This is a genomic window from Streptomyces sp. TOM-9 (assembly GCF_056858595.1).
Map to the genome: position 1 here is coordinate 1,056,897 of NZ_JBXEQB010000001.1, position 25,895 is coordinate 1,082,791.

The following is a 25,895-nucleotide window of genomic DNA, read 5'->3' on the forward strand; positions in this document are numbered from 1 at the left end:
CGCGGCACGTTCAGGCCTTGACGAACCGGCTCTCGACGCCGGGGAACCCCTTGTCCCACCAGTGTCCGTAACGCCGGTAGACGGCCGGGTCGCGGTCGGCGAGCAGAGCCCACAGCTTCGCCGCCTCCTCCACCAGCCCCTGCCAGGCGGCCTTCCCGAGCTTGCGGAAGGCGGTCAGCTCCAGGCCGTCGCCGGTCGCGCGCCACACGCCGGCGACCCGCCCGTCGACGAGCAGGCACGGCAGCGTGTCGCCGTTGCGGCGCGCGATCAGCGGCCGGTACTCCTCGGGCACGACCCGCCCCGCGCCGGCGTGGGCCAGCAGGATGCTGTCCCACATGGGGAGCAGCCTGGGCGGCGCCGGCGTGTCCTCGTCGGGGACGGTGGCGTCGGCGAGGTCGGTCAGGGCGGCGCGGCCCGGTCCCGCCACCTGCACCACCTGGTCGCCGAGCCCGTCCAGCGCCCGGGTGATGACGGAGCGCTGCAGCAGTGTGAAGCGAGCGAAGTCCCGGGCCGAGGCGGGCCCGAACGCGCCCAGGTAGGCGAGCAGCAGTCGCCGCACCCCGGCGTCGGTCTGCTCGGGCTCGGGCGCGGGGACGGCCGCGGAGGAGCGGTAGGTGTTCGGCAGGGTGAACGACCAGGGGCCGCCGGCCGGCGCGTGATGCACGGGCGCGTACGTGCGCAGCGCCCACCACACGCGGTGGGCGTGCTCGCCGAAGCGTCCCGCGACCTCGTTCTCCACCTCGGTGCCGGTTCGGGGCCGGTCGAGGAACCCGGCGAGTTCGGGAAGCAGCGCGTCGGCGTCGGCGGGGTCCAGCCCGGTCGAGGTGAAGCGGCGGTCGTACAGCCGTGACGCCCGCAGCGTGGCCACCATCGCGGCGTGGTAGGCGGCATGGTCCTCGGCGTGGACGGCGTGCAGCGTGATCCGCATCAGGGTCGCCTTCACTATCCGCCGGTCCGCGAACGCCGCGTCGAGGTCCTCGGGCGCGAAGTCCCGCACCCGGTTCCACAGCGCCAGGTACGGGGAGGCCGGGGACTGTGCCTGCAGCGCGCAGACGCGGCGGACCGCCTCGGCCACGTCGATGCGCCTGCGCTCGAGCAGGAGCTGACGGTCCAGGGTGGCAAGGGCCAGTTGCCGCGTCGTGAGGCTCATGGCCGGATTATGCCGCCCCGGTCCGACAGTCCATCCGGGCGGCCGCCGCGGCACGGCGGTGCATGGTGACGGAACACCAGGGCAGACGCGGGGTCAGGAGGTTGACGACATGGTTCCCTTGCTTCTCGTCCTGCTGCTCGCCCTGATCCTCTTCGGGGCGGGCTTCGCCCTCAAGGCCCTGTGGTGGATCGCCATCATCGTGCTGGTGGTGTGGCTGCTCGGCTTCGTGTTCCGGGCCGCCGAGGGCGGCGGACGGCGCCGCTGGTACCGATGGTGACCTGACGCTCGCCCGCAGCACGACGGGGGATGCGAGGGGTTGCGCACGAACCGGAGATCATCGCCCGAATGACCGGCAAAGGGGCGTGTCCTGCGTGGGACCGGGAAGCAGCCCCGGAGAAGACCGTCGACCGCACACCGACCCGGAAGGGAGTCATGTGATGGGACACGGCGGAAACGTGATCGCAGAACTCACAGCCGACCACCGCGAGGTGGAGGAGTGCTTCGCCCGTCTGCGGGCCCTGCCCGCGGGTGACAAGGAACGCCGGAACGTGCTCGACGAGGTCACCATCGAACTCGTACGCCACTCGGTGGCCGAGGAGATGTACCTCTACCCGGCCGTCCGGAAGCACCTGCCCGGCGGGGACGCCCTGGCCGACAAGGAGATCCAGGAACACGCCGAGGTCGAACAGGTCCTCAAGGACCTGGAGGACGTCGACATCGACGACGCCCGGTTCGACGAAATGGTGGGAAAGTTGATCACCGATGTCACCGAGCACGTCAGGGAGGAGGAGCAGCAGCTCTTCCCAGGCCTGGCGCAGGCCTGCACGCCCGAGCAGCTCTACGAGCTCGGGGACCAGGTCCGCCGGGCCAAGAAGGTTGCCCCGACCCGCCCGCACCCCAGCGCCCCGGACACCCCGCCCGGCAACAAGCTCCTGGCACCGGGGACCGGACTGGTGGACCGGGCACGCGACTTCATCACCGGCCGCGGCCGTTCCTGACGCGAGCCCGCCTCACGGGCCGTTCCGGCGGGCGACCGCCGGAGCGGGCGGTCACCGAGAAGTCGAAGCCGGCCTCCTCGGCCCTGACCACATGGGCCACCAGGTCCTCCCGCGGGCCGGCCCGCGGGACCTGGTGGCCGGCTGCCCGATGAGGTCCGGGGAAAACGGCCTCCACCCGCGTGTGGGACCGCGAATCCGGGGCATCCGGATTCTGCGGTGAGGCAGCCGGATGGTGGGTGAATGCCCCGGACGCCGGGTCCCCCCTCCCGGCGTCCGGGACCACCTCGTGTTCCCCGGTCGGCCCGATCGTCAATCGGGGGGTTCTTGCGGTGGAAGGTCGCGCGGGGCGTCGGGAACGTCGGTGTCCTGTCGTCCCCGTTCCGCCGAGTCGGGATCGCGCCCGCGGGCCTGCTGGAGGTCCTGCTGGTCCTTCGGCGGCGGGGCGGTGTGCTCCGCACCTTCGGGTGTCTCGTCGCGCTTCATGTGTGTCTCCTTTCGGGTGCCCGGTATCGACCGGACGCGGTGACATCCGCCGCGGACGGCGGGCATCGCATGGAGCCCTGGCTGAGGCCGCCCTCGTTGGAGCGCAGCAGCGTGCCGATACGCCGACCCGGGGCGTGGCCTACGCTCTCGCCGCGGTCGCTGCGCCCACGGCCTCATCCCCGACTTCCCGTCCTTGGGCCCTGCCGGCGACGGCTCACCCGTCCTTGCCCAGTGCCCCCGGCTTGTGAACCGCCGAGCGCCCGGACTTGTCGCTCTCGACCTCGTATTGCGGTTCCGCACTCGAGGCGTCGACAGTGCGGCCCACCGCCCGGGTCCGTTTGGTGACCTTCTTCTTGACCTTGCCGGTCACCTTCTGGCCGTGGCTCTTCCACGACACCTCGTCGCCCTTGCCCAGGTCGCGCTCGGCCATGGATTCCTCCTCGCGAAGGCGTTCGTATGTCCGGGTGCCCCTGCGCCACACCTAGGAGGAGAGTGCGACGATCATGGCGATCACTCCCGCGAGGAAGATCGCGACGACGCAGAAGATCAACACCAGCGGCGTGAATCCCCACGCCTTGCGAAGTTCCGGCCGCTCGGGGAGGGAGATCCCGTGGGTGGTGCTGCTTTCCGCCGGTGGTGTCTCCGTGGGAGGCACCTTGCGTTCGGCACTGCTGCTCGGGGCGGAACGGTCGGCTGCATGCGGCGTGCTCATGGCACACCTCCCAGAGGGACGCGGTCGGTGCATCTGCTGAGCATCTGCCCGGGACCCGGCCCGGGAAACGGAATCCGATCATCCGAGGGCGTCGCCCACCACGCGCAGGTCCGCCACCAGCCCGGCGTACATCTCCTCGCGGTTCTCGCCGGTGCGCAGTACGGCGGAGGGGTGGACGGTGGCGAGGACGTGCGCCCCGTCGAGGGGCACGCCCGGCGTCGGTCGGCCGGATCGATCCCGGACTCGTCCAGTGCCCTGTGCAGCACCTTCCCGGCGGGGCCGACGAAGGTCCGCGTCCTCGGGGACGTAGGGCGAGGCGTCATGGTCCGCCATGGCGGTCCCTGCCCCGCGGCCTTGACGGGAAGCCGGTCAGGGCAGACCCGGGTGTCGCGTCACCACGGCCGTGGCCGCGCGCGGCCGCCGTGGCGGTCGCGCGCGGCCTCCGGATCGGCTGACGACCGGACCCGCGCCGCCTACCAGTAGTGCTTGCGCCCGCCGACGCTGTGCCCCACGGCGCCCAGCACCCAGAGCACGAGGCCGATGACCACGAGGATGATCCCGATGGTCCACAGGATCGAGATCCCGGTGAGGAAGCCGATGATCAGCAGGATGATGCCGAGGATGAGCATGATGTCCTCCGCTGGTTGACCCGCGTGCGCTCAGCTGTCGCCGAGGGCGCGTTGGAGTTCGGCCTTGTTCATGTGGGAGCGACCGTCGACGTTGCGGCGCTTGGCCTCGGCGTAGAGCTGGTCGCGAGTGGGTCCCTGGGAACCCTTGCCGGAGCGCTGTCCGCCGCGTTCGCCCGAGGACATGTCCTCGATGGAGGAGCGGCTGGCGGTCTTGGACTCACCCGCCCGGGCGCGTTCCTTGTTGACCGTACGGGCGGCGATCTCCTTGGCCCGCTTCTCGCTCTCGCCCCGGTTCTCGGCGCTCTCCTTGATGTGCTCGTACTGCCGCTCCCGCTTGCGACTCGACCCTGCGGGCATGTGATTCACCCCATTTGCTCATCTTGGTCTTGAGTCACGGCTACCCCGAAACGGAGGATCATCACACTTTTCACCCGAACGGCCTGACGGCGGAAGATGCCACAGGCATTGCCACGGAGCGCGTGACAGCACGCCGTTGCGGCCGTAGCGGCGGCCGGGATCACCCCAGGCCGGCACCGACGGCTTCGCGGCGTACGGTCTCCACCGTGTCGATCTGCTCCTGCGCGCGGTCCAGGAGGGTGCGCAGCCGGTCCTCGTCCAGATCCTTCTTCGGTGTGAGCGACAGAAGCGACTGCCACAGCAGGCTCTTCCCCTCGATGCCCAGGCGCAGCGCCTCCAGTTCGATGACCGTGCTCAGGCCGGAGCGGCGGACGACCCGGCCGTTGAGCTTGAGCAGGCGCGCCTTCTCGGCGAGCCATCCCGCGTAGACCTTGTGACGCCGCGCCGGGACGTCGAGCGCGGCCATCAGGTCGAGGAGGCTCTGCCGGTCCTCGGCGATCTCGTCCGCCACGCGCCGCAGTTCGTCGCCGTGCGGCTTGGAGCGGTGGTGGTCGGCGAGGTGACGTGAGATCAGCTGCCCGGTGGTGGAGCCCGCCAGATGGTCGTTCATGTAGATCTCGAGAGCCTGCTGACTCATGGCAGTTCCTCCTCGTGACTCAGGGTGGCCCAGGGTGGCTCAGGACCGCGCGAGCCGGACCTCGACCTGCCCGTCGGCGGCTATCCGGCACTCGAAGCGGGGCTGCGGCGCGGTCGCCGGCCCCTGGACGTTCGCACCGTCCGACAGGCGGAACTGGCTGCCGTGCCAGGGACATTCGAGGCAGCCCTCGATGACCTTGCCCTCGTGCAGGGGGCCGTCCATGTGGTTGCAGCGGTCGGCCAGGGCGTGGAACCGCCCGTCGTCCGCGCGGACCACGACCACCGCCGCCTCGTCGGCCATCCGCCGCACCGGCTCGCCGAACGGGAAGTCCTGCGGCACGCCGACGCGATGCCAGCCCGGCTCCACCAGCACCGGCACCGCCTCAGCGTGGTTCACGCCGGCGCCCTGCCGGTAGGCGAGGTGACCGCCGAGCACCCCGCCCACCGTGGCCACGGTCATGCCGCCGAAGCCGAGGGCCCGGCCGAGGATCGGGCGGCCCTTGATCCGGGCCGCCAGTGAGCACGCGTACGCGGTGACGGCGACGGCGTTGGCGGTCGCGTGGAACAGACCCACCCGGGCCTGCCGGGGACGCTGCTCCGCCCAGTCCACCCATCCGGCCAGGGCCGCCGGCACCGCGGAGACCAGGCCCAGCGCCACCAGACGGCGGGCGGCGCGGCTCTCGCCGGGGAGCAGGTCGAGCACCCCGGCGGAGGTCCAGGCGCCGATCGGCACCTGGACGAGTACCGGGTGCACGGGGTGGCCGAGCCACAGGCCGCGCAGCGCGTCACGCCCCCGGCCCAGGGGCAGGGCTCGCACGGCCTTACGGACGACGGCGGCAAGCCCGTCGAGCCACTCCTGCCCTTCGAGGGTGTCCATCGCCGCAGGAAGGGCGGCGTTCGGGGACCCTTGCTTTTCACTCGTAAGCCTCATAAGCCTCATGTGGAGCGGCTTTCCTCCTCGCTCCACGACAAACCCGGCATCCGGCCGTGCGGCAACCGTGGCCTTCTACGCACGCCAGTCCAGGCACACGATCGAGGCGTCGTCCTCCAGGTGGCCGTGGCAGGCGACGGACACGGCGGACGTCATCGTCTGGACCACTTCGCGGGGGTGCTCGGCGGCGGAGTCGCGGAGCATGACGGCCAGGTCCACGCCGCGGGCCCGGCGCTCCTGCATGCCGTCGGTGTAGAGCACGAGCCGGTCCCCGGCGCGCACGTCGAGGTCTTGAACCCGGTGGGGAGCCGGGGAAGGGACGCCGAAGGGAAGGTCGACGGAGAGGCGCAGTTCCTCGACCGTTCCGTCGCGCAGGCGCAGGGGCCATGGGTGCCCCGCGTTGACCAATTGACAGCCGGTTCCGTCCAGGGCGACACGGACCAGCTGCCCGGTGGCCAGCCCGTGACTGCCGTGCTCCAGGATCGCCTCGTGCATCTGGCGGGCCTGCTCCGCCAGGTCGCACCCGGCACGGCGGGCGCGTCGGGAGGCGTTCACCAGGATGGTGGCCAGCATCGCCGACCTGATGTCGTGACCCATCGCGTCGGTGATCGACAGGTGCAGCGTGTCGTAGTCCAGGGTGAAGTCGTAGGTGTCACCGCCGATGGAATCCGCGGGCACCAGTGCCCCGGCGACGGTGAACTCGTTCACCGTGCAGCAGGAAGCCGTGGGCAGCAACTGCCGCTGGACCTCGGCTGCCAAGGTCATCGGCGTCGTGCGCTTGCCCCAGTGGTAGACGTCGGTGAACCGGCGATCGGTCACGACGATGTAGGCCAGCGCGAGCGCTGCCTCGGCAACCTGCCCCAGCACGTCGTCGGTGGCGTCCGGCAGGATCAGCTCCAGCACCCCGATCGTGTCGCCCCGGTTGGTGACGGGCGCGATCACCCGCTCGCCCGTCCCGTCGCCGGGTACCCGCGTCACCTGCTGGCTGCGCAGTACGTCGTGGTAGACGCTGCCGTGCAACGGAATCTGATCGGCGCTCTTGACCTGCTGCGAGTCCGCATCCTCGCTGACCCGCACCATCTTCTGGCCGATGATGTCGGGGAGCAGCAACGACACCGAGCGGGCCCCGAACCGCTCCCGCAGGTTGCGCGCCACCACGTCCAGCGAGTTCACCGGCGAGGCTGCCTCCGCCGCCGTGAGTACGCCGTCGAGCCCGAGCTGGTCATGCGCCACGGCGACCTCCCTTGCTCCCTGCACTTCTTCCCGCCCTGGCCGCTTCACTCACAGGACCCTCCGACGGCGGCCGGCCCGGTCCTACGGGGCGGCGGGTGTGCGCAGGGCGAGGAAGGCGACGTCGTCGTCGTTGTCCTGGGGGCGGACCTGGCTCAGCAGCGAGTCGCTGAACGAGTCCAGGGGGCGCCGGGCCAGGGAAGCGGCGTGCTGGCGGAGACGGTCGAGGCCGACGTCGATGGAGTGCCTGGTCGACTCGACCAGCCCGTCGGTGTACAGCACGAGGGTGGCCTGCGGGGGCAGGGTGACGACGGCGTCCTGGCGCGGCTTGTCGGCGCCCGTGCCGAGCAGGATGCCGTGGCCCTCGGTGAGGAAGCTGGTCTGCCCGTCGTGGGTCACCAGGAGCGGCGGCGGATGGCCGGCATTGGTCCACTCCAGTCGCCACAGCCCGTCATCGGTGCTGGAGAGCCGCGCGAAGATCATCGTCGCCATGGGCACTTCGGCGGTGTGCATGACGGCCTGGTCGAGGCGCGTGACGACGGCGCTGGGTGACTCGGGATCCGACCATGCGAAGGCGCGCAGCATGTTCCGGACCTGCGCCATGCCGCCGGCGGCGTCGAGATCGTGTCCGACGACGTCGCCTATGGCCAGTGCGGTGGCACCGTCGACGAGCGGGAACGCGTCGTACCAGTCACCGCCGACCTGCGAGGCCTGCGGGGCCGGGACGTACCTGGCGGTCATCTGCAGGCCGGGGATCGTGGGCATCTGGGGCAGCAGGTGACGCTGCATGGTCTCGGAGACCTTGCGCTGCCGCTGGTAGAGGCGGGCGTTGTCCAGCGCCAGCCCCGCCCGGCGGGTCACGTCCTCCAGCAGCGGCAGGTCGCCGGCGGTGAAGCCGTCCGGGCGTTCCGAGCGGCCCAGCGTGAGCGCCCCGAGCACGTCCCGCAGCCCACGGATCGGGGCGATGGCCGCGGAGTGCATGCCCGTCCGCTCGAAGAGCCGGTGCTGCTCGACCGCGATCCCGGAGTCCGGAGGGCCGTGGTAGGTCGAGGCGGTGGCGATGGTCGACGCGGCGCCGCGCAATGCGCGGGACAGCGGCATCGGGGATTCCTGCGGCACCGGCGGCATGGGCCCTTGCAGGTCCGCGCGCTCGATCAGGAGGCCGTCCTTGTGCTGGACCACCAGGGCGCGCCGCACCTCCTCGTTCTCGGTGAGGAGGTCGACGACCGCCCAGTCCGCCAGCAACGGCACGGTGAGGGCGGCCAGGCGGTGCAGCGCCTCGTTCACGTCGAGTGTCGAGGTGAGCTGGGTGGTGGTCTCCGCGAGGAGGGCGAGACGGTCGAGCTCCGTCAGCGGCGTCGAGAGCCCCGCTGCCGGCCCCTGGGGATGTGCTGCCTCCGGCCGCTGGTAGAGCATGACCAGGGCCCCCGGCCTTCCGGGCCCCAGGGCGTACGGCGTCAGGAACCAGGACAGCCCGAGCAGGCTGCCGTCCCCGCGGGCGAACCACCCGACGTCGCCGTGCCGGGTGCGTTCCGTGAGCAGGGCGTCACGCATCTCGCAACGGGAGCGCGGCAGGGTGCGGCCATGGCTGTCGCGGTGCAGCAGGTCATGGGCGTCCTGATCGAGGAGATCCGCGGTGGACCGTTGGAGGAGGGTCGCTGCGGCGTCGTTGGCCGCGATGATCAGCCCCGCGCCGTCCACCACGTAGGCGGGCGCCATCACGCCTCCCAGGAGGCCGTCGGCCGCGGCGAAGCGCAGTGCCCGCGATCCCTCCAGGAAGCGCGATCCGGTCTCCGGTACGACGGCGTCCATGCTCCCCTGTCCTCCGGTGCAACCCAGCTGTCTCGGCTTACCCGCGCACCAGGATCCCATGCGGTCGGCTCACGCTCTCGCCGACGAAAAGGCGCGACGACAGCGCCCGGCACGATGGCGCAGAACCTGGAGGAGGCCGCCCACACGGAGCGGCCGGTCCCGTACCTTGCCCTCAGATCCATGATAGTTCCGGGGCCGCGGGGTAGTCGTGCCCTATGTGGCTTTTGTCCCCACCAGGGGTGTACTGCCCCCAGGACGACACGCTCCTCCTCGAAGAGGCGCTGAAGCGGGAGCCTCTCGCCGACGGCACCGAAGTCCTCGATCTGGGAACGGGCAGCGGAGCGCTGGCCCTGACCGCCGCCGAGCGCGGCGCTGCGCAGGTGACCGCCGTGGACGTATCCCTGGGCGCGGTGTGCACCACGTGGCTCAACGCCCGCCTCAACGGACTGCGCGTCAAGGTCCTGCGCGGCGACCTCACCGCACCGGTGAAGGGCCACCGCTTCGACCTCATCACAGCCAATCCGCCGTACGTTCCGTCGCCGCAGGCGGGCCTGCCGACCCGCGGTCGCGCCCTGGCGTGGGATGCGGGGTCCGACGGCCGGGCGCTGCTGGACCGGATCTGCTCCGACGCGCCGCCGCTGCTCGCCCCGGGAGGAGTCCTGCTCCTGGTCCACTCGGCTCTCTGCTGTGTCGAGCGCACCCTGGGCCGGCTAGGTCACGCCGGACTGCGGGCCGCGGTCACCGAGCGCCGGTACATCCCCTTCGGTCCTGTGCTGCGCGACCGGTCGGCATGGCTGGAAGCGCGGGGATTGATAGTTCCGGGGGAAGAGAAGGAAGAGCTGGTGGTGATCCGTGCCGAACGTGAACGGTGAACCGGAGCCGACGCGCGTGACGATCACCCGGGACGGCCCGATCCTGTTCGAGGGCCCCGTCGAGGTGATCCTGGACGACGGCCGTGTCGTGCGTTCCGACCGCTTCGTCGTGGCTGTCTGCGCCTGCCGCCGCAGCCGCACGTACCCGTGGTGCGACACCAGCCATCGCCGGCGCGCCCGTCCTGCCCCGGCTCCCGCGGATTAGGTGGCCGGAACGGCGGTTGCCCGGCTCGCGGCGGTGAGGACGGCATGCGGGCCTTCGATGACTGCCCGGTGTCGCCCCGGCGCCACTTTTGTGGCGTCTCAGCGTCGGAAGCCGGACCTCAGCGGCGATGGTCAGCCACGATCCGCGCCTCGGAATCGGTGCTCGGGGGACCCACGGTGAGCAGACCGCGGGCGCACAGCTCCCGCACGACGTGCAGCAGCACATCACTCTGGTCCAAGCCACGTGCCCAAGCCGCTTCCGGGGCGGGCAGAGCTTCAACGGAGGGTACGTCCCGGGGCCGCGGGACGCAGGGAGCCTGTCGATCGGATTCCTCAGCGCACTACCGCGGTATCGGCACGGCGGCATCCGCCTTGATGGGACAACCGGGTGAACTCAGCCGCCCGCCAGGCCGCCGCGGCATGGCAGACGGACCCTCCCGACGTGGGGAGGCTTGGGATGCTCGGTGGGTTCCCCGGCGGGATCGCCGCTCACGGGTGCATGAGGACCTTGATGGCGCCGTCGGCCTTCTTCTGGAACATGTCGTAGGCCTGGGGGGCCTCCTCCAGCGAGACGTGGTGTGTGGCGAAGCCGTCGACGCCGAGCGGGTCCTCGTCGGTCAGGAGCGGGAGGATCTCGTCGCTCCAGCGCCGCACGTTCGCCTGGCCCATGCGCAACTGGATCTGCTTGTCGAACAGGGTCAGCATCGGCAGCGGGTCGGTCATGCCGCCGTACACGCCGCTCACCGAGATCGTGCCGCCGCGGCGGACCAGTTCGATGGCCAGGTGCAGAGCCCCGAGGCGGTCGACGCCCGCGGTCTGCATGAGCTTGGCCGCCCAGGCGCGTGGAAGCAGGCCGGCGGACTGCTGGACCAGCTTCCCGAGGGTGCTGCCGTGGGCCTCGGTACCCACCGCGTCGATCACGGCGTCCGGGCCGCGGCCGTCGGTGGCGTTCCGGACGGCCTTCACGAGATCGTCCCGGTGCTCGTACTCGTCGAGGCTGAAGACCTGGGCGCCGTCACGGCGCGCCCTGGTCAGCCGTTCCGGTACGTGGTCGACCCCGATGACCTTGCCCGCGCCCAGGTGGCGGGCGACGCGGCAGCACATGTCGCCGATCGGCCCCAGGCCCAGGACGACCACGCTGCCGCCCTGGGGGACGTCGGCGTACTTCACCGCCTGCCAGGCCGTGGGCAGGACGTCCGAGAGGTAGACGTACCGGTCGTCGGGTGGCCCGTCCGGAACCTTGATCGGGCCGAACTGCGCCTGCGGCACCCGCAGGTACTCCGCTTGAGCCCCGGGGACGCGCCCGTAGAGCTTGGTGTAGCCGAAGAGCTCCGCCCCGCAGCCGTACTCGGTGACCTGGGTCGTCTCGCACTGCGTCGGCAGCCCCTCGCGGCACATGTAGCAGGTGCCGCAGGCGATCTGGAACGGCACCACCACCCGGTCACCCGGAGAGATGTTGTCCACCTCGGAGCCGGTCTCCTCGACGATGCCCATGGGTTCGTGCCCCAGGATGTCGCCGGGCGTCATGAGCGGGGCGAGGACCTCGTACAGGTGCAGGTCCGATCCGCACAGGCCGGTGGACGTCACGCGCACCACCGCGTCGGTCGGCTCTTCGATCCGGGGGTCGGGCACGGTCTCGACCCGTACGTCGTGTTTGCCGTGCCACACGGTCGCCCGCATGATCGATCACTTCCTCGCGGTTGTCCTTCACGGCAGGACCATCGGGTACCCGAGGACACGCCGGTGAACCGCCGGTGCGTGCCGTCATCCGGCCGATCCGCGCACGGAGGCGTTGGAGACCGTACGTTCCGGATACGCATGACCGGGGCACCTAGGCGGTTCACCGACGAGCAGAAGCGGACGACGCTACCGCCGCCGCCCTCGTGGCCAGGGCGCCACGGCCACGGCGAACCGTGAGCCCGCCCGCCGCGGCCGGGCAGCCGCGGCTCAGGTGCCGGGCGCGCGGTCGCCGAGCACCGGGAGCAGTTGCAGCTTCTCGTGGGTCTCCGAGCCCGGGGTGGCGGTGTAGACGAGCAGGGACTGGGCCTGGTCGGCGTCGTACAGCACCTGGCAGTTCAGTTCGAGCAGCCCCAGCTCCGGGTGGAGCAGCCGCTTCACCTCGCCGCACCGCACGCCGATCTCGTGTGCCTGCCACAGGTCGCGGAACTCCGGGCTCTGCGCGAGCAAGGCCTCGACGATGGCCCCGGCCCGCGAGTCCGCGCCGAGCCGGGAGTAGACCGCGCGCAGGTCGGCGACGAAGCGGCGGCTCAGCCCGGGCCGGTCGCCCTCGTGGTAGGCATGCCTGGCGGCGGGGTCGGTGAACCAGCGGTAGACGAAGCTGCGGGCCGGTCCGGTGAAGCGTGTCTCGTCCCCGAGCAGCGCGACCGACAGGCGCGTCTGCAGCAGGGTCTCCCCCAGCGCGGTGATCACCTGGGCCGGGGTGTCCGCGAGCCGGTCCAGGATGCGCATCATGCCCGGGCTGACGTGGTCGCCGCGCAGTGCCCGGCCGGGGGTGTTGTGCCCGGCCAGCCGGAACAGGTGGTCGCGTTCGTCCAGGGACAGCCGCAGCCCCCGGGCGATGGCCGCGAGCATCGGCTCGGACGGCTGCGGGCCGCGCTGCTGCTCCAGCCGGGCGTAGTAGTCCGTGGACATGCCGCACAGCACGGCGGCCTCCTCCCTGCGCAGGCCGCGGGTGCGGCGGCGCGGCCCGCGCGGCAGGCCCACGTCCTCCGGCTGGAGCGCCTCCCGCCGGGTGTGCAGGAAGTCGGCCAGTTGTGCTCGGTCCATGGTGTTTCCTCGTCGCGACTGCCGCGGCCGGGTGCGCCCCGGCCGCTCGGTCCGAAGGGTACGCCCGGCCGCGGGCAGGCGGCCGGGCGAATGGGTGGGCGTACGGGCGGGCGTACCGGCGGGCTACAGGAGCGTGCCGCCGGAGGCCTCGACGCGCTGGCCGGTGATCCAGCCGGTGCCCGGTGCCAGCAGGGCGGCCACCACCGGCCCGATGTCCTCCGGCTCCCCGACGCGGCCGAGCGCCGCCCGCTCGGCCATCGCCGTGCGCAGCCCCTCGTCGTCACGGATCATCCCGCCGCCGAAGTCGGTCGCGACCGGACCCGGCGCGACCGCGTTGACGCTGATGCGCCGCGGGCCCAGCTCCTTGGCCAGGTACCGGGTGTAGGTCTCGACGGCCGACTTGACCGCCGCGTACACCGACCAGCCCTCGCCCACGAACCGTGTCAGTCCGGTGGAGGTGTTGACGATCCGCCCGCCGTCCGCGAGCAGCGGGAGCAGCTCCTGGGTCAGGAAGAACACGCCCTTGAAGTGCACGTCGACCATCAGGTCGAAGGTCTCGGCACTGGTGGCGCCCAGCGGGCTCACCGCCCCCACGCCCGCGTTGTTGACCAGGAAGTCGAACGACTCGCGCCCCCACGTGCTGCGCAGGGTGTCGCCCAGCGTCCGCGTGAAGGCCGGGAAGTCCGTGAACGCGGTGGTGTCCAGCCGCAGCGCGGCCGCCCGGCGCCCCATGGCGGTCAGTGCCTCCACCACCTCCTCGGCTTCCTTCTCGCTGCTCCGGTAGGTGAGGACGACGTCCGTCCCCGCGGCGCCCAGGGCGAGGGCCGTGGCCCGGCCCAGTCCCCGGTTGCCGCCGGTGATCACCGCGATCGTGTTCACGCTCATGTTCAGCTCTCCTGCATCCTCGGTCCGCGGTCGGGGCCCTGGCCGGGCCCCGAACCGCTCACCACCAGGTTCGGCGGGGGCGCCGCACGGATGAAGGCATCACCGATCCAGGGAGCGCCGATCCCCCTTTGGCGGGGTCGCCCCGGGAGCGCGGATCCGGTCAGGCCGGGTTCCGGCGGATCCACCACACGGACAGGGCGATCAACGCGACGCCCAGTGCCAGGCACAGGCCCGTGGCCGTCCATTGCAGCGGCCAGAAGTCCGACGCGGGGTGGTACTCCGCCCAGCGGCCGGTGACGCCGCGGGAGGCGAGGCACTGCTTCACGTTCCCGGCGGCGTAGCAGTCCCAGGCCTCGGGCACGCGCCGCCCGTCCTTGGACAGCGGGCCGTCCGCCAGCAGCCACGCGGTCCTGGGGGCCGGCGGTTCCGAGGTGTGCTGCGCGTACGCGGTGCTGACCGGCCAGATGCCGGGCCGGACCGCCTCCAGCAGGGCGAACAGCCCGGCGCCGGTGACGAGGGTCGCGCCCATGGCCGGCACGGTACGGCGCAGGACGAGGCCGAGGGTCGTCCCGAGGAGGTAGAGCAGGACGCTGAGGCCGACGACGAGCGGCCCGACCCCGTAGAACGGGTACCACATGTGCCAGTCGAACAGGGGGCCCATGGCCTTGGCGACCGGGTGCCACCACCAGGTCATGGCGGCGGCGATGACGCCGCTGACGACCGCGGTCATGGCGAGCGGCACGCCCAGCTTCGCCGCGAACCAGCGCATGCGGGTCACGGACTGGGTGGCCACCGTGCGGTACGTGCCCGATTCCAGCTCCTGCGCGAGCTGCGGCCCGCCGAGGAACAGCCCGAACAGGAACGGCAGCAGCAGCATCGCCTGGAGTGGCCGCCGCATCGGGAACTGGTACCGCTGCCCGAACGTGTTGAGGCGGCCGAGGCAGGAGTCGGAGTACTCGTGGCCGTGGCAGGCGTCGAGGTGCTGCGCGGCGACGGCCGCGGCTACGTGCTGGTGCTGTACGACGGCGTAGACGGCGATCGTTGCCGCGGCCGCCAGTCCGATCCAGAAGGCGGTGCGGTTCTGCCGCCAGATCAGCCAGGTCAGCCCGTGCAGTCGCGGTCGGCGGCGGACGGCGGTGCGCGTGCCCATGGGTGTGCCGATGGGCGTGCCGGTGCGGGTCCCGATGCTCATGCCGCCACCACCTCGCGGCCGGTGCCGACCTGCGCGCTCGGGGTGAACAGCGCGGGTGCGTCGGGCGTCCTGAGGTACCCGAGGACGAGTTCCTCCAGGGTGGGGGCGCGGTGGTCGGCGTCGGGGGGCGGTGCGTCGGGGGTCCGCACCAGCGAGGTGAACGCTCCCTCGCTGCCGGTGGTCGCGATGACCTGGTGGCCGTCCAGGTCCTCCCGCCGGCGCGTGGTGAGCTGCCGGTGCCCGGCGAGGAGGAGTTCCACCTCGCCGGCCAGCCGGACGGTGCCGTTGTTGACGAGCACGAGGTAGTCGCAGGCGCTCTCCAGCTCGGAGACCAGGTGCGAGGACATCACGACGGTCGAACCGTGCCGCCGGGCCTCGGCCTGGAGGATGTCGGTCATCTGGTGCCGGACCAGGGGGTCCAGGTCGGCCATCGGCTCGTCCAGGAGCATCAGTCGGGGGCGCTTGCCCAGGGCGAGGGCGAAGGCGACGCGGGTGGCCTGTCCGCCGGAGAGGGTGCCGACCCGGGCGTTCAGGGGGACCCCGCCGGCGTCGATGACGGACTCGGCGGTCTCCTGGTGCCAGGTGGGGTTCAACTCCTGGCCCATGCGCAGGACCTCGCTGACGCGGAACCGCGGGTAGAGGGCCTTCTGCTGGCTGAGGAACGCGGTGCTCTGGCGGGCCCGCGCGCTGCCGGGACGGTGCCCGGACAGCGTGATCGTGCCGGTGGACGGCGTGATCAGGTCGGCGGCCAGGGACAGCAGGGTCGTCTTGCCCGCGCCGTTGGGGCCGACGAGCGCGCAGACGCGCCCCGCGGGCAGGCGGAAGGAGGTGTCGCGCAGCGCCCACCCGCGGCGGTAGCGCCTGCCCAGCCCGATGGTCTCGATGGCGGGGACGTTGGGGGAATCGGTCATGACGTGGTGGTCCGTGTGGTCTTCCTGTGCGTCCTGGTCATTCACCGGCCGGAGGGGCGGCCGGGGCCGCGGCGTACCGGCGTCGCCAGAACAGGGCCAGCAGCGCGGCGCCCACGGCGAAGAGGGCCAGGTGGGGCAGTCCGGGGACGGGCAGAGCGGCGCCCCACAGCGTCAGATGGGCGAGCAGTCGCCCGGCCAGCGGCACACCGCCCAGCAGGAGGAGCGCCGCACCGAGCAGGCCGGCGGCGAGCAGTGCGGGTCGCTGGGCCGGGAGGACGGTGTCCGTACGCGAAGTTCGGTTCATGGAAACGACGTTATGGCGCGGGCCGGCGCCGGGCTTCGGCAGAAAGTCTGCGTTCCACGGGTGACGAAAGTCGCGACCGGCGACGGCACCCATACCTTCGTCTATTGCTTCGCGCCGCCCGGGCCCGGCGGGTCGCCCGCGGGCGGTTCGCCGGTGTCCGTGCGCCCCGAAGTGTCCCGGGCCGCTCCGGGGCGCACCCTGGAGATGCGGCCCCGCTCCCGCTTGCCGAATCCGCCCTCGGGGCGGGGCCGCCCGGCGTCCGTCCGCAGGCCTGACCTGGGCACCCCGCCCCTCGTGCGCAGGTCAGGCCTCGCCGCCGCGCAGGCTCCGGAGGTCGTCCGCCGCCTGCTGCCGCAGCAGGGGCACGAGCGGCCGCACCGGCTCCGGGAGGGCGGCGAGCATGAGTGCGACCTCCTCGGTGGACCCCACCTCGTCCAGGAATCCGATCATGAGGTGTCCGGCCACGGGCGGCGTGGTGGCGATCACCCGCTGCGAGAAGTCCGCCCAGTACTCGGGGGTGATGTGCTCCCGCAGTGCCGGGAAGAGGACGGGCTCTTCGTGGGCCAGGTGGCTGTGCACCGTGTCGCGCACGGCGACGGCCGCCTCGCGGAGCGCGGCCCGGGCTCCGTCGCCCTCCCCGTCGCCCAGCTCGACGGTGGCGAGCCGGTCGAGGCCCTCCTCCAGGCGCTCGTGTTCCGCGCTCAGCTCCTTGAGCGCGTCCGCGGCCGCCGGTGCCGTCGTCAGGATCCGCGGCCACAGGTCCTCGTCCTCGGTCTCGTGGTGGTGGCGGAGGTTCACCACGAGGAAGTCACGCAGCTGGGCCAGCGTGCCCAGGGGTGCGGAAGGCCGAACGGCCGCTTCCGCCAGCAGTGTCGTGGCCACGCGGTGGACCTCGTGGGCGAGCCGGGTCTCGATGACGGCCATGGGCTCTTGGGAGGAGTGGTTCATGGAGCGGAACATATTCATTAGAAATAGTTATTGTCAATATAGTCACTTACGGTGGAGGGGTACGATGCGTCCGTGACGAGCCGGAAGTACCACTCCCCGCTGCGCGCCCATTCGGCCGCGAGCACGCGCGAAGCGATCCTGAACAGCGCCCAGGCGCTCTTCCTCGCCCGTGGGTACGTCGGGGTGACCATCGGGGAGATCGCGGAGGCGGGGAAGGTCGCCGTGCCCACGGTGTACAGCAGCGTGGGGAACAAGCCGAAGATCCTGACGGCCTTGCTGGAGCCGGCCCTCACCGACCCCGCCATCGCCGACTCCCTCGCCGCCGTCGACACCAGCGACGACCCGCGCGCCGTCATCGGGCTGACCGCCGCGGGCACTCGGCTCACGCACGAACGCCACTGGGAGCTGGTGTACGGGCTCTTCTACCGGGATCCGCCCGGGGAGCCGGCCGTCAAGGCGGTGCTGGACAAGGGGGCGGACGACTACGTCCAGGCCCTGAACCGGGTCGCGGACCGCCTCGTGGCGCTCGACGCGCTCCGCTCCGAGGTGAGTCGCGCCGAGGCCGTCGACGTGCTGTGGTTCCACCTCGGCCCGCACGCCTGGATCACGCTCGTCGGTGAACGGGGCTGGGCCTTCGACCGCGCCCAGACCTGGATCGCCCGTGCCGCCTGCCGGGAACTGCTCAAGCCGGCCTGAGGCGACTTCGGTCGTTCCGGCCGGGGCCTGGTCGTCGGGCTGTGCGTCGGGGGCCGGGGTGCCAGCCTGGAAAGCGCGGCACCGCGCATGCGCCGTCGCCCGCGACTACCCGACGCCGAAGGAGGACTCATGGAATTCGTGACGTCCAGGCCCACCGTCAGGGGTCCTGAGGAATGGTTCACCGGGGACGTGTGGTTCGACGTGATCCTCGCGGGCGTGGAGCCCTCGCGGATGCGTGCGAACATGGTCCGCTTCTCCCCCGGCGCCCGCACGGCCTGGCACCGTCACGCCGTCGGCCAGACCCTGCACGTCGTCGAGGGCGTCGCCCTGGTCGGCACCCGCGACGGGACGCTCTTCGAGGTCCACCCCGGTGAGACGGTCGCCTGCCCGCCCGATGAGGACCACTGGCACGGCGCGACGCCGGAGAGGTTCATGCAGCACCTCGCGATGTGGGAGGGCCCGGGGGACGACCGTCCGGAGACCACGTGGCTGGAGAAGGTCGCCGACGAGCAGTACCGCGGTCCCCGCACCCGGAGCCACTGACCCCACGCCACCGCTCGGGCACGGTCCGGCTTCACAGACCGGCGTCGGCGAGGATGCGGTGCATCCGCTCAGGGCGCAGCACGGGGTTGGCGGCGGCACGGTGCACGACCTCCGGATCCGGGTCGCGGAGCAGTCGTTCCAGCAGCGCATCCGTGATGTTGGGGTGCCGCGCGACCGCTTGGCGCAGGAAGGACTCCTCCGCGGCGGCAAGTCGCTCCAGGAGCGGCCAGGGCAGTTCGGGGTCCTGCAGGGCGACGTAACGCACACGGGCATCCGGTTCGTCGGCGAACGTACGCAGCGTGTGGCGGGGGAAGTGGGGGTGCTCGACGAGCGGAGGCCGTACGCGGAATTCGTCACCGTGGGCACGTACGAGCCGTTCCAGGACCTCCGGGGGAGTGTCGGGCCGACGGGCGGCGATGCGGCGGACGTTGAGGTCGGGGTCGTCGTCGAGCCGTTGCCACGCCTCCTCGGGCAGGTCGCGGCAGGAGGCCAGTACCCGCCGGAATGCCACGTGGCGGCAGTCCAGGTACGTCAGGCGTTCCTCGAGGGGCACCTCACGCAACCAGTGCGGTGGCGCGACGGGCCAGCTCAACGCCAGGTCGGCGCCCATGCTGCCGCCTGCGCTCTCCGCCTCGACGGAGGCGTACACCCGGTCCCTCGTCCCGCGGTCCACGTGACGGCTTTGGGCGGCCACGAAGCGGACGACCGGGTCGTCCGCGTCCAGGAGCCGGGCCACCATGTCGGCCGTCAGGTGCGGGTTTCCGGCGACAGCCTGCCGGGCGTCCTCGTCCCCGTCTCGCATGAGCGCGAGGAACTGCTCCCCCGTGAGCGGGACATGGCACGCCACGTTGGCACGGGTGGCGGGGTCGGCGAGGCACCGGTCCCACCACTCCGGCGGAACCCCCGGTCGCTCGTGCCTCGTCGCGGCCGCCCGGACCTGCGGATCAGGGTCGGCGAGCATGGCCACCTGCACCTCGACGGGCCGCTCCCACCAGGTCCGCGCGACCGCGGCACGCAGCTTCGGGTCCGGCGCGCCGGCGAGTGCCGTGCGGCGCTCGCCATAGACCTCCTCGAGAGCGTCGATGCCGATCGGCACCCCACGGTCGACCATGGAGCGGACGAAGTCCGCGTGTGCGTCACGGATCGCCGCATCGGGATGCCCGGCGATCCTGCGGCGCATCCGCGGCGAGATCAGGTCCCGGCGCAGGAGCACCGCGCTGTCGCTCCCGCCGTGCGCCAGCAGGGCCTCGACGACCTCGTCCGCCAGCCGATCCGCGCGCAGCTCCACCCCGTGCCGACCGGCGGCGTGCGCGGCCAGGCGCACCAGGACGTCGTCGGAAACCGCGGGATTGCTCCCCAGCCCGGAGAGCCGCGGATGCGTGAGGCTCGTCATGCGCCCAACGTAGCGGCGCGGCAGCGGCCTTCCACCGGTCGGGGGTACAAGGCAGCGGCACCGATCGACGTCTACGAGCCGGCCAGCGCAGCCCGGAGTGACAGCCGCTCCCCGCTGACGCGGAATCACCCTCCGCCCACCATCGGACAGGAGATCATGAACGCATGGCGCACACCCGATCGGCTCTGCAACCGCTCCTCCTGTCGGCTCTGTTGGCGCTGTCCGCCTGCGGGACGCAGTCCGCGAACGGGGCCGCACTCGAGAGCAGGGCGCGGTCCCTGGGGATCGAGCCAGCCATGGTGTACGTCACCGACGTCCCCGGCTACCGCGTCGCCCTCCAGTCCGTCGGCGTCATCGGCGACCACGGGTTCGGGGTCTCGTACAGCGGCCCGGAGGGAGGGACCATCGAACTGCGGGTCGACGAGCGCGCTTTCAGCGGCCCGGACGGTTGCGCCGAGGACACCGGCGGGACGGGAACCGATCAGGCGACCTGCGAGCAGGAGGGGAACCACTGGTACCGGGCGACGAGTACGTCGCACTCGTACGTGCTGGAGGACGCGGGCCGCGTGATCCGGCTGTCCGCGGATCCGGGCACCGTCGGGCGCGACGTCCTGCGGCAGGCCGCCGAACACGTCCACCGGGCCTCCGACGCGGAGTCCGCCCGTGTCCTGCCGTCCGAGGACGGGGGCGGCCGGGGTCGGCCCGAGCGCGGCGACCTCCCGGCGAACGGCGACGGCGCCGCCCGGGACCCGGCCGGTCTCTTCGCGGGGACCAGCGGCTGACGGGCGCCCTGCACCGTCCGGCGCTCCAGGCCCATACGGCTAGTCTCGGTGCTGTCGGGCGCAGCCGGGTGGCACGGCTCAGGTGGCGGCCGGTGGGCCGGGGAAGGACGGATGTGGACTTCGAGCCGATCCTGCGCGCCGAACACGCTTTTCAGCAGGGCCTGTCCGCGCAGGAGATCCAGGCCGTCGCCGGCCGCGCCTTCGGGGCCGCGGCCCGGGTCGTCTCGGCCGTGGAGCTGGGCCTGGGGATGTACAACAACACGTACCGCCTCACACTGGCCGGGCGGCAACGGCCGGTGATCCTGCGCGTCGCACCGGAGCCACGCAGGCAGTTCCTGTCCGAGCGGGAGCTGATGCGCAACGAGTACGCGAGCGTGCCGTGGCTGTCGGTGGTCGCCCCGTTGATGCCGCGCGTGATCGCCGCCGACTGGTCGCACGAGGTGATCGGGCGGGACTGGATGGTGCAGAGCCTGCTCGACGGTGTGCCGGCGCCGGGCCATCTGGACGCGTACCCCCGATCGGCCTGGCCGGGCTTCTTCCGGCAACTGGGCGCGGTGGCCAGGACGGTGCACTCGGTGCGCGGCCCGCACTTCGGGCCGGTCGCCGGTCCCGGGTACGCCACGTGGAGCGAGGCGGTCGTGACCTCGATCGAGGACATCGCCACCGACCTCGACGGCGTCGGCCTGGACGCGGCGGATCTCCGCAAGGTGGCGGCCGTGGCCATGGAACGCCGTGCGGTGCTCGACGAGGTCACCGAGCCACGCATGCTCGCCGGCGACCTGTGGACCGTGAACGTCCTGATCGCCGAAGGTTCTCCCGAGCCCCGGATCACCGGGGTCCTGGACCTGGACCGGACCTTGTGGGGCGATCCGGCGGCGGACTGGACGATCCACATGGCACGGGCCAGGCCCGGCAGCGAGCGGGACGCGTTCTGGGACGCCGACGGCTACGGCTCACCGGCGGACTCGCCCGCCGCGGTGTGGCGCTCCCACGTGTACCGGGCGCGTCACCTCGGTGCGATCCGGCTGGAACACCATCGCCTGGCCAGCACCGCTGGGGTCCACGGCACGTACGGAGGCATGGCAGGCGTGCTGGCGGAACTGGACCTGCCCGGCTGAAGCGGGCGGCCTTCCCGGCGCTCGCGAAGGCGGGCGAGGACGTCAGTGGTCGTCCCAGTGCCCGTCATGGGCTGCGTGACGGTGCCCGTCGTGGACGTAGTCGATGTGGTCCCCGTGCGGCACGGCGACGTGGCCGCAGCCCGCGGCGTGCTCATGGCCGTGCCCTTCGTGGGCCACGTGGGCCGGAGCGTTGCATTCGTCGATGTGGTCGCCGTGGGTGCGGTGGATGTGACCGTCGTGGGCGTAGTCGGTGTGGTCGCCGTGCGGCACGGCGACGTGGCCGCAACCTTCGCCATGAGTGTGCTCGTGCCGATCGTGCGGACGGTGCTGGCCTGTGCTCTCCATCAGGACTCCTTCCCTGACGCCTCGCATGCGAGCGCGCCGCCGGTTGTTCGTCACCGGTGGAGCATCGACAACCGATAAGCATCTTAGTGCCCGATATGCGCCATTCACACACTCCGATGGTGACGCGACGGCCTTCGGGCCGCCCTTTGCCCACCCCCTGTCGATAGTGGTATTCATTTTCATCTAAGCTGCCGGTGTGCGTGTGGCCCTGCGCCCACCCGGCAACTCCCTTTCGCAGCCCTCGGAGGCTTCCGTCATGTCCCAGTCCCCTTCCCGTCTCGCCATCCTGCTGGCCGGTGCCGCATCACTCGGCCTGCTGGCCGGCTGTGGCGCTTCCTCCGACGATGCCGCGAGCGCCAAGAGCAGCGCTTCCCCGTCCAAGGTCTCCGTCGTCGCCTCCACCGACGTCTACGGCGACATCGTCGAGCGGATAGGCGGCGACCGGGTCGACGTCACCTCGATCATCAGCGATCCCGACCAGGACCCGCACTCCTACGAGGCCGACACCCGCAACCAGCTGGCCCTGTCCAAGGCGAAGCTCGTGGTGGAGAACGGCGGGGGGTACGACGACTTCATCGACCGGATGCTGGGGAGCGGCAACGCCTCGGCGGACGTCATCAACGCCGTCGAGGTCTCGGGCCGGACCGCTCCGGCCGGCGGAGAGCTCAACGAGCATGTCTGGTACGACTTCCCCTCGGTGAGCAAGATCGCCGACCGCGTTGCCGGTGCCCTGGGCAAGGCGGACCCGGACCACGCCGGCACCTTCACCAAGAACGCCGCCGCCTTCAAGAAGAGCCTCAGCGCGCTGGAGGACAAGGAGGCTTCCCTGAAGTCCGCGCACGACGGCGAGGGCGTGGCGATCACCGAGCCCGTGCCGGGTTACCTGCTCGCAGCGTCCGGCCTGGTCAACCAGACCCCCGAAGAGTTCAGCGAGGCCGTCGAGGAGGGCGACGACGTCTCCGCCAAGGTCCTCAAGGCCACCCTGGACCTCTTCTCCGGCAAGAAGGTCAAGGCCCTGGTCTACAACGAGCAGACCTCCGGCGCCCAGACGGAGAAGGTCAAGTCGGCGGCCGAGGCGGCCGGTGTGCCCGTGGTACCCGTCACCGAGACCCTGCCCGAAGGCAAGGACTACCTGACGTGGATGAGCGACAACGTCGACGCACTCGCCGACGCCCTGAACAAGTGACCCGGCAGCCCTCGCCGTCGGTACCCGGGCCCCGCACGGGCGACCCGGACGTCGACGGCAGGCCCGGGCCGCTGATCCGGATGAGGAAGGGCGGTCTCCGGTACGGGGACCGCACCCTCTGGAAGGATCTCGACCTGGACGTGGCGCCCGGGGAGTTCTGGGCGGTGCTCGGACCGAACGGCTCCGGCAAGACGAGTCTGGTCCAGGCCCTTCTGGGGCGCCGGCCGCTCTCCTCAGGCACCCTGCACGTGCTCGGCGACGAACCCCGTCAGGCCGCGCGTCACATCGGGTACGTGCCCCAGCAGGGGACGGCCATGGCGCACGACATGGTGCGGGCGCGTGATCTGGTGGGCTACGGCCTGGACGGACACCGGTTCGGGCTCCGCCGGCGCGACGCCGCCACCCGGCGGCGCATCGACGCCGTCATGGACGCCGTCGGCGCGTCAGGCTACGCGAACGCGCCCCTCGGCACCCTCTCCGGCGGCGAGCGGCAGCGCGTCCGCATAGGGCAGGCCCTGGCCACCGACCCCCGCCTGCTGCTGTGCGACGAGCCCACACTCTCCCTGGACCTCCACCACCAGCGGGCGGTGACCGAGCTCATCGACCGAAGGCGCCGGGACCACGGGACCGCCGTGGTGTTCGTGACCCATGAGATCAACCCCGTCCTCGACCTGGTGGACCGGGTGCTCTACCTCGCCCCACAGGGACACCGCACCGGCTCCCCGGAGGACGTGCTGACCTCGGAGTCCCTGTCGGCCCTGTACGGCTCCCGGGTCGACGTCCTGCGGGTGCGGGGCAGGATCGTCGTCGTCGGCACCCATGACACCCATGACCAGCAGGCCGTGCACCACCCGGGACTCGACGCCGCGGACGCACACGCAACGGACGGAGCGCACCCATGACGGCGGCCGAGATGTGGCAGCAGATGTTCAACTTCCAGGACTACGGCGCCCTGCTCGGCCTGGTGCGCAACTCCCTCATCGTGGGCGGTGTGCTGGGCCTGGTCGGCGGACTGACCGGAGTCTTCGTACTCCTCCGCGACCTGCCCTTCGCCGTACACGGCATCAGCGAACTGTCCTTCGCGGGCGCCTCTTTGGCGCTGCTGCTCGGGGTGAACGTGGTGGCCGGCTCGATCGCCGGATCGCTCATCGCCGCCCTGGCGATCGGCGTACTGGGCTCCCGCGCCCGGGACCGCAACTCGATCATCGGCATCCTGATGCCGTTCGGGCTCGGCCTCGGCGTCCTCTTCCTCGCGCTCTACAAGGGCCGTTCGGCCAACAAGTTCGGCCTGCTGACCGGCCAGATCGTGGCCGTCGACGATCCGCAGACCGGGTGGATGCTCACCCTGTCCGCGCTGGTGCTGATCGCCCTCGCCGTCATCTGGCGCCCTCTGGCCTTCACCAGCGCAGACGTGTACGTCGCCGAAGCACGCGGCTTGCCCGTCCGCGGGCTGTCCGTGGCCTTCATGCTCCTCCTGGGAATCACGATCGCCCTGTCGGTACAGGTCGTCGGGGCGCTCCTGGTCCTCAGTCTGGTCGTCACCCCTGCCGCGGCGGCCGGCCGGGTCACCGCCTCCCCCCTGCTCCTGCCGTTGCTGAGCGTGCTCTTCGCCGTCCTCGCCGTCGAGAGCGGCATCCTCCTCGCCCTCGGCAGCAGCATCCCCATCAGCCCCTACGTCACGACCATCTCGTTCCTCGTCTATGCCACGTGCCGGGCCGTCGGAACACGACGCGCTCGGCACGGGCGCACGACCCGCACGGTGACGGCGGTCGCCGGCGGACCCGTACGCGGCTGAAATCCACCCGGTGACGGCGAGCTCCCTGCTGTGGAGCCACGTCGACCGACGATCGGATGACCCGCGGGCACCGGCCTGGCCCTACGGCCGGACGTGACGGTCGGCGTCCTCGGCCGCGGGCACGTTCCAGCTGGCCAGGATGCGCAGTTTCTCCTCCGACGGCGAGCCCCGGTCGGCCCTGAAGACGATGACGCTCTGGCCCTTGCCGCCCGGCAGGGCCATCGTCTCGTAGTGCAGGCTCATCTCGCCGACGGTCTCGTTGAAGAACCGCTTCACGCCGTACGAGTGCTCGTACAGCCGGTACTCCGCCCAGTACCGCGCGAAGTCCGGCGAGGCCACCGCGATCTCCCCCACGAGCTGCTCCAGCACAGGGTCCGCCGCCCGGTCCGCGGCGACCTGGCGCAGCGCCGCCGCGACCTGGGGCGCGATCCTGTTCCACTCGGGGTAGACGGTCCTGGCCCGGGGGTTGAGGAACGTCCAGCGGGCGAGGTTGCGCTCCTTGACGGGCATGGCGTCGAAGTCGTCGATGAGGAGCCTGGCGGTGTGGTTGACCGCCAGCACCTCCAGTCGCGGCCCGTGCACCATGGCGGGCAGGTCGAGCGCGTGCACCATGGCGACGACGCCCGGCCTGGCCTTCACCGGGGGCGGCGCCGAGGGGGTGGGCCGGCTTCCCGCGTTCCGTACCAGCGTGCGGAGGTGCGCGCACTCCAGCTGGTCGAGCTGGAGTGCCTTCTCCACCGCTCCGAGGACCTCCTCGGAGATGCGGCCGATCCGCCCCTGTTCCAGCTTCGTGTAGTAGGCCACGCTCACCCCGGCGAGGGCCGCGACCTCCTCGCGCCGGAGTCCCGGCACCCGTCGGCTGCCGTAGCCGACCGGCAGTCCCGTCTGCCCGGGGTCGATCGCCGCCCGCCGGGAGACGAGGAAGTCCCGCAAGGCCCTCTCAGCGTCCATACCCCCAGGTATAGCCGAGCCCCGCCTGCGTGGGGCCCCGAAGGT

32 protein-coding genes are annotated in these 25,895 nt (G+C 71.8%); 11 read left to right on the plus strand and 21 right to left on the minus strand.

The features are described from left to right. Positions 1–10: 10 nt before the first annotated feature. On the minus strand, positions 11–1,150 hold the full coding sequence (locus tag AC1VWI_RS04910) for a winged helix DNA-binding domain-containing protein (RefSeq protein ID WP_499509674.1): 1,140 nt from the start codon (positions 1,148–1,150) through the stop codon (positions 11–13). A 109-nt stretch (positions 1,151–1,259) separates the two neighbouring features. On the opposite strand from AC1VWI_RS04910, the gene AC1VWI_RS04915 reads away from it, so the two are divergent. Both AC1VWI_RS04915 and AC1VWI_RS04920 read left to right on the plus strand, forming a co-directional pair. Continuing rightward, the gene (locus tag AC1VWI_RS04915) at positions 1,260–1,427 is read left to right on the plus strand and encodes a DUF5670 family protein (RefSeq protein WP_018561957.1); all 168 of its coding nucleotides are present in this window, start codon (positions 1,260–1,262) and stop codon (positions 1,425–1,427) included. A 160-nt stretch (positions 1,428–1,587) separates the two neighbouring features. Then, complete coding sequence (locus AC1VWI_RS04920) at positions 1,588–2,148, plus strand: hemerythrin domain-containing protein (protein ID WP_499509675.1); 561 nt, start codon at positions 1,588–1,590, stop codon at positions 2,146–2,148. A gap of 309 nt (positions 2,149–2,457) precedes the next feature. Here AC1VWI_RS04920 and AC1VWI_RS04925 read toward each other — a convergent pair whose 3' ends face one another. From AC1VWI_RS04925 to AC1VWI_RS04970, 10 genes are all read right to left on the minus strand, one after another. Then, entirely contained in the window at positions 2,458–2,631 is a 174-nt protein-coding gene (locus tag AC1VWI_RS04925; protein WP_499509676.1) for a hypothetical protein, read from the minus strand. Between the two features lie 214 nt (positions 2,632–2,845). Then, entirely contained in the window at positions 2,846–3,061 is a 216-nt protein-coding gene (locus AC1VWI_RS04930; protein ID WP_499509677.1) for a hypervirulence associated TUDOR domain-containing protein, read from the minus strand. A 51-nt stretch (positions 3,062–3,112) separates the two neighbouring features. Continuing rightward, positions 3,113–3,343, minus strand: a complete 231-nt coding sequence (locus tag AC1VWI_RS04935; RefSeq protein WP_499509678.1) for a DUF6480 family protein — start codon at positions 3,341–3,343, stop codon at positions 3,113–3,115. A gap of 78 nt (positions 3,344–3,421) precedes the next feature. After that, positions 3,422–3,553, minus strand: coding sequence for a hypothetical protein (locus tag AC1VWI_RS04940; protein WP_499509679.1), 132 nt, complete (start codon positions 3,551–3,553; stop codon positions 3,422–3,424). 263 nt (positions 3,554–3,816) lie between these two features. Next, positions 3,817–3,972: a DUF6131 family protein gene (locus AC1VWI_RS04945; protein WP_326579019.1), complete on the minus strand. Its 156-nt coding sequence runs from the start codon at positions 3,970–3,972 to the stop codon at positions 3,817–3,819. 30 nt (positions 3,973–4,002) lie between these two features. Then, complete coding sequence (locus AC1VWI_RS04950; RefSeq protein WP_499509680.1) at positions 4,003–4,329, minus strand: plasmid stabilization protein; 327 nt, start codon at positions 4,327–4,329, stop codon at positions 4,003–4,005. A gap of 160 nt (positions 4,330–4,489) precedes the next feature. Then, positions 4,490–4,966 carry a hypothetical protein gene (locus tag AC1VWI_RS04955; RefSeq protein ID WP_499509681.1) on the minus strand — a complete coding sequence of 159 codons (477 nt, stop codon included), beginning with the start codon at positions 4,964–4,966 and terminating at the stop codon, positions 4,490–4,492. A gap of 39 nt (positions 4,967–5,005) precedes the next feature. Further along, complete coding sequence (locus AC1VWI_RS04960) at positions 5,006–5,842, minus strand: Rieske (2Fe-2S) protein (RefSeq protein WP_499509682.1); 837 nt, start codon at positions 5,840–5,842, stop codon at positions 5,006–5,008. A gap of 129 nt (positions 5,843–5,971) precedes the next feature. Beyond that, complete coding sequence (locus tag AC1VWI_RS04965; RefSeq protein WP_499509683.1) at positions 5,972–7,129, minus strand: PP2C family protein-serine/threonine phosphatase; 1,158 nt, start codon at positions 7,127–7,129, stop codon at positions 5,972–5,974. 81 nt (positions 7,130–7,210) lie between these two features. Next, entirely contained in the window at positions 7,211–8,938 is a 1,728-nt protein-coding gene (locus tag AC1VWI_RS04970; protein ID WP_499509684.1) for a PP2C family protein-serine/threonine phosphatase, read from the minus strand. Positions 8,939–9,153: 215 nt separating this feature from the next. Here AC1VWI_RS04970 and AC1VWI_RS04975 point away from each other — a divergent pair, with 215 nt between their 5' ends. Together AC1VWI_RS04975 and AC1VWI_RS04980 are read left to right on the plus strand one after the other, a co-directional pair. Next, positions 9,154–9,810 carry a HemK2/MTQ2 family protein methyltransferase gene (locus AC1VWI_RS04975; RefSeq protein WP_499509685.1) on the plus strand — a complete coding sequence of 219 codons (657 nt, stop codon included), beginning with the start codon at positions 9,154–9,156 and terminating at the stop codon, positions 9,808–9,810. Continuing rightward, positions 9,791–10,015, plus strand: coding sequence for a CDGSH iron-sulfur domain-containing protein (locus tag AC1VWI_RS04980; protein WP_499509686.1), 225 nt, complete (start codon positions 9,791–9,793; stop codon positions 10,013–10,015). Before AC1VWI_RS04975 ends, AC1VWI_RS04980 begins: the two co-directional genes overlap by 20 nt. 488 nt (positions 10,016–10,503) lie before the next feature. On the opposite strand, the gene AC1VWI_RS04985 is transcribed toward AC1VWI_RS04980, so the two are convergent. From AC1VWI_RS04985 to AC1VWI_RS05015, 7 genes are all read right to left on the minus strand, one after another. Beyond that, positions 10,504–11,694 carry a zinc-dependent alcohol dehydrogenase gene (locus AC1VWI_RS04985; RefSeq protein WP_499509687.1) on the minus strand — a complete coding sequence of 397 codons (1,191 nt, stop codon included), beginning with the start codon at positions 11,692–11,694 and terminating at the stop codon, positions 10,504–10,506. A gap of 267 nt (positions 11,695–11,961) precedes the next feature. Next, positions 11,962–12,801, minus strand: a complete 840-nt coding sequence (locus AC1VWI_RS04990; RefSeq protein WP_499509688.1) for a helix-turn-helix transcriptional regulator — start codon at positions 12,799–12,801, stop codon at positions 11,962–11,964. Between the two features lie 123 nt (positions 12,802–12,924). After that, the gene (locus AC1VWI_RS04995) at positions 12,925–13,680 is read right to left on the minus strand and encodes an SDR family oxidoreductase (RefSeq protein ID WP_499516722.1); all 756 of its coding nucleotides are present in this window, start codon (positions 13,678–13,680) and stop codon (positions 12,925–12,927) included. Between the two features lie 166 nt (positions 13,681–13,846). After that, positions 13,847–14,878 carry an ABC-2 membrane transporter-related protein gene (locus tag AC1VWI_RS05000; protein WP_499509689.1) on the minus strand — a complete coding sequence of 344 codons (1,032 nt, stop codon included), beginning with the start codon at positions 14,876–14,878 and terminating at the stop codon, positions 13,847–13,849. Then, positions 14,875–15,789, minus strand: coding sequence for an ABC transporter ATP-binding protein (locus tag AC1VWI_RS05005; RefSeq protein ID WP_499509690.1), 915 nt, complete (start codon positions 15,787–15,789; stop codon positions 14,875–14,877). Before AC1VWI_RS05005 ends, AC1VWI_RS05000 begins: the two co-directional genes overlap by 4 nt. 37 nt (positions 15,790–15,826) lie before the next feature. Continuing rightward, positions 15,827–16,093: a hypothetical protein gene (locus tag AC1VWI_RS05010; protein WP_499509691.1), complete on the minus strand. Its 267-nt coding sequence runs from the start codon at positions 16,091–16,093 to the stop codon at positions 15,827–15,829. Between the two features lie 303 nt (positions 16,094–16,396). Then, a complete protein-coding gene (locus tag AC1VWI_RS05015; RefSeq protein ID WP_499509692.1) occupies positions 16,397–17,041 on the minus strand; it encodes a hemerythrin domain-containing protein in 645 nt (214 codons plus the stop codon). Between the two features lie 72 nt (positions 17,042–17,113). Between AC1VWI_RS05015 and AC1VWI_RS05020 the strand changes: the two genes are divergently transcribed. Further along, positions 17,114–17,737, plus strand: coding sequence for a TetR/AcrR family transcriptional regulator (locus AC1VWI_RS05020; protein WP_499509693.1), 624 nt, complete (start codon positions 17,114–17,116; stop codon positions 17,735–17,737). A gap of 129 nt (positions 17,738–17,866) precedes the next feature. After that, positions 17,867–18,280 (plus strand): (R)-mandelonitrile lyase, encoded by a 414-nt coding sequence (locus AC1VWI_RS05025; RefSeq protein ID WP_499509694.1) that lies wholly within the window; start codon positions 17,867–17,869, stop codon positions 18,278–18,280. 31 nt (positions 18,281–18,311) lie between these two features. On the opposite strand, the gene AC1VWI_RS05030 is transcribed toward AC1VWI_RS05025, so the two are convergent. Beyond that, complete coding sequence (locus tag AC1VWI_RS05030) at positions 18,312–19,673, minus strand: hypothetical protein (protein WP_499509695.1); 1,362 nt, start codon at positions 19,671–19,673, stop codon at positions 18,312–18,314. A 164-nt stretch (positions 19,674–19,837) separates the two neighbouring features. Between AC1VWI_RS05030 and AC1VWI_RS05035 the strand changes: the two genes are divergently transcribed. Both AC1VWI_RS05035 and AC1VWI_RS05040 read left to right on the plus strand, forming a co-directional pair. Beyond that, on the plus strand, positions 19,838–20,455 hold the full coding sequence (locus AC1VWI_RS05035; protein ID WP_499509696.1) for a hypothetical protein: 618 nt from the start codon (positions 19,838–19,840) through the stop codon (positions 20,453–20,455). A 113-nt stretch (positions 20,456–20,568) separates the two neighbouring features. Next, positions 20,569–21,573, plus strand: coding sequence for a phosphotransferase family protein (locus AC1VWI_RS05040; protein ID WP_499509697.1), 1,005 nt, complete (start codon positions 20,569–20,571; stop codon positions 21,571–21,573). A 42-nt stretch (positions 21,574–21,615) separates the two neighbouring features. On the opposite strand, the gene AC1VWI_RS05045 is transcribed toward AC1VWI_RS05040, so the two are convergent. Beyond that, a complete protein-coding gene (locus tag AC1VWI_RS05045) occupies positions 21,616–21,918 on the minus strand; it encodes a hypothetical protein (RefSeq protein WP_499509698.1) in 303 nt (100 codons plus the stop codon). A 256-nt stretch (positions 21,919–22,174) separates the two neighbouring features. Here AC1VWI_RS05045 and AC1VWI_RS05050 point away from each other — a divergent pair, with 256 nt between their 5' ends. From AC1VWI_RS05050 to AC1VWI_RS05060, 3 genes are read left to right on the plus strand one after another with little or no spacing between them, the layout of a single operon-like run. Further along, entirely contained in the window at positions 22,175–23,104 is a 930-nt protein-coding gene (locus AC1VWI_RS05050; RefSeq protein WP_499509699.1) for a metal ABC transporter solute-binding protein, Zn/Mn family, read from the plus strand. After that, positions 23,101–24,006 (plus strand): metal ABC transporter ATP-binding protein, encoded by a 906-nt coding sequence (locus tag AC1VWI_RS05055; protein WP_499509700.1) that lies wholly within the window; start codon positions 23,101–23,103, stop codon positions 24,004–24,006. Before AC1VWI_RS05050 ends, AC1VWI_RS05055 begins: the two co-directional genes overlap by 4 nt. Then, complete coding sequence (locus AC1VWI_RS05060) at positions 24,003–24,899, plus strand: metal ABC transporter permease (RefSeq protein WP_499509701.1); 897 nt, start codon at positions 24,003–24,005, stop codon at positions 24,897–24,899. Before AC1VWI_RS05055 ends, AC1VWI_RS05060 begins: the two co-directional genes overlap by 4 nt. An 81-nt stretch (positions 24,900–24,980) precedes the next feature. Here AC1VWI_RS05060 and AC1VWI_RS05065 read toward each other — a convergent pair whose 3' ends face one another. Next, positions 24,981–25,850, minus strand: coding sequence for a helix-turn-helix transcriptional regulator (locus AC1VWI_RS05065; RefSeq protein WP_499509702.1), 870 nt, complete (start codon positions 25,848–25,850; stop codon positions 24,981–24,983). Positions 25,851–25,895 lie beyond the last annotated feature (45 nt).

Bases quoted from the DNA above. Each gene is read 5' to 3' on its own strand.
- AC1VWI_RS04970 (WP_499509684.1), bottom strand. From the start codon at position 8,938: ATGGACGCCGTCGTACCGGAGACCGGATCGCGCTTCCTGGAGGGATCG.
- AC1VWI_RS05050 (WP_499509699.1), top strand. From the start codon at position 22,175: ATGTCCCAGTCCCCTTCCCGTCTCGCCATCCTGCTGGCCGGTGCCGCA.
- AC1VWI_RS04950 (WP_499509680.1), bottom strand. From the start codon at position 4,329: ATGCCCGCAGGGTCGAGTCGCAAGCGGGAGCGGCAGTACGAGCACATC.
- AC1VWI_RS04930 (WP_499509677.1), bottom strand. From the start codon at position 3,061: ATGGCCGAGCGCGACCTGGGCAAGGGCGACGAGGTGTCGTGGAAGAGC.
- AC1VWI_RS04990 (WP_499509688.1), bottom strand. From the start codon at position 12,801: ATGGACCGAGCACAACTGGCCGACTTCCTGCACACCCGGCGGGAGGCG.
- AC1VWI_RS05000 (WP_499509689.1), bottom strand. From the start codon at position 14,878: ATGAGCATCGGGACCCGCACCGGCACGCCCATCGGCACACCCATGGGC.
- AC1VWI_RS04920 (WP_499509675.1), top strand. From the start codon at position 1,588: ATGGGACACGGCGGAAACGTGATCGCAGAACTCACAGCCGACCACCGC.
- AC1VWI_RS05030 (WP_499509695.1), bottom strand. From the start codon at position 19,673: ATGACGAGCCTCACGCATCCGCGGCTCTCCGGGCTGGGGAGCAATCCC.
- AC1VWI_RS04955 (WP_499509681.1), bottom strand. From the start codon at position 4,966: ATGAGTCAGCAGGCTCTCGAGATCTACATGAACGACCATCTGGCGGGC.
- AC1VWI_RS04915 (WP_018561957.1), top strand. From the start codon at position 1,260: ATGGTTCCCTTGCTTCTCGTCCTGCTGCTCGCCCTGATCCTCTTCGGG.
- AC1VWI_RS05010 (WP_499509691.1), bottom strand. From the start codon at position 16,093: ATGAACCGAACTTCGCGTACGGACACCGTCCTCCCGGCCCAGCGACCC.
- AC1VWI_RS05015 (WP_499509692.1), bottom strand. From the start codon at position 17,041: ATGAACCACTCCTCCCAAGAGCCCATGGCCGTCATCGAGACCCGGCTC.
- AC1VWI_RS05060 (WP_499509701.1), top strand. From the start codon at position 24,003: ATGACGGCGGCCGAGATGTGGCAGCAGATGTTCAACTTCCAGGACTAC.
- AC1VWI_RS05045 (WP_499509698.1), bottom strand. From the start codon at position 21,918: ATGGAGAGCACAGGCCAGCACCGTCCGCACGATCGGCACGAGCACACT.
- AC1VWI_RS05065 (WP_499509702.1), bottom strand. From the start codon at position 25,850: ATGGACGCTGAGAGGGCCTTGCGGGACTTCCTCGTCTCCCGGCGGGCG.
- AC1VWI_RS04985 (WP_499509687.1), bottom strand. From the start codon at position 11,694: ATGCGGGCGACCGTGTGGCACGGCAAACACGACGTACGGGTCGAGACC.
- AC1VWI_RS05005 (WP_499509690.1), bottom strand. From the start codon at position 15,789: ATGACCGATTCCCCCAACGTCCCCGCCATCGAGACCATCGGGCTGGGC.
- AC1VWI_RS04975 (WP_499509685.1), top strand. From the start codon at position 9,154: ATGTGGCTTTTGTCCCCACCAGGGGTGTACTGCCCCCAGGACGACACG.
- AC1VWI_RS04960 (WP_499509682.1), bottom strand. From the start codon at position 5,842: ATGGACACCCTCGAAGGGCAGGAGTGGCTCGACGGGCTTGCCGCCGTC.
- AC1VWI_RS05025 (WP_499509694.1), top strand. From the start codon at position 17,867: ATGGAATTCGTGACGTCCAGGCCCACCGTCAGGGGTCCTGAGGAATGG.
- AC1VWI_RS04910 (WP_499509674.1), bottom strand. From the start codon at position 1,150: ATGAGCCTCACGACGCGGCAACTGGCCCTTGCCACCCTGGACCGTCAG.
- AC1VWI_RS04945 (WP_326579019.1), bottom strand. From the start codon at position 3,972: ATGCTCATCCTCGGCATCATCCTGCTGATCATCGGCTTCCTCACCGGG.
- AC1VWI_RS04925 (WP_499509676.1), bottom strand. From the start codon at position 2,631: ATGAAGCGCGACGAGACACCCGAAGGTGCGGAGCACACCGCCCCGCCG.
- AC1VWI_RS04935 (WP_499509678.1), bottom strand. From the start codon at position 3,343: ATGAGCACGCCGCATGCAGCCGACCGTTCCGCCCCGAGCAGCAGTGCC.
- AC1VWI_RS05035 (WP_499509696.1), top strand. From the start codon at position 19,838: ATGGCGCACACCCGATCGGCTCTGCAACCGCTCCTCCTGTCGGCTCTG.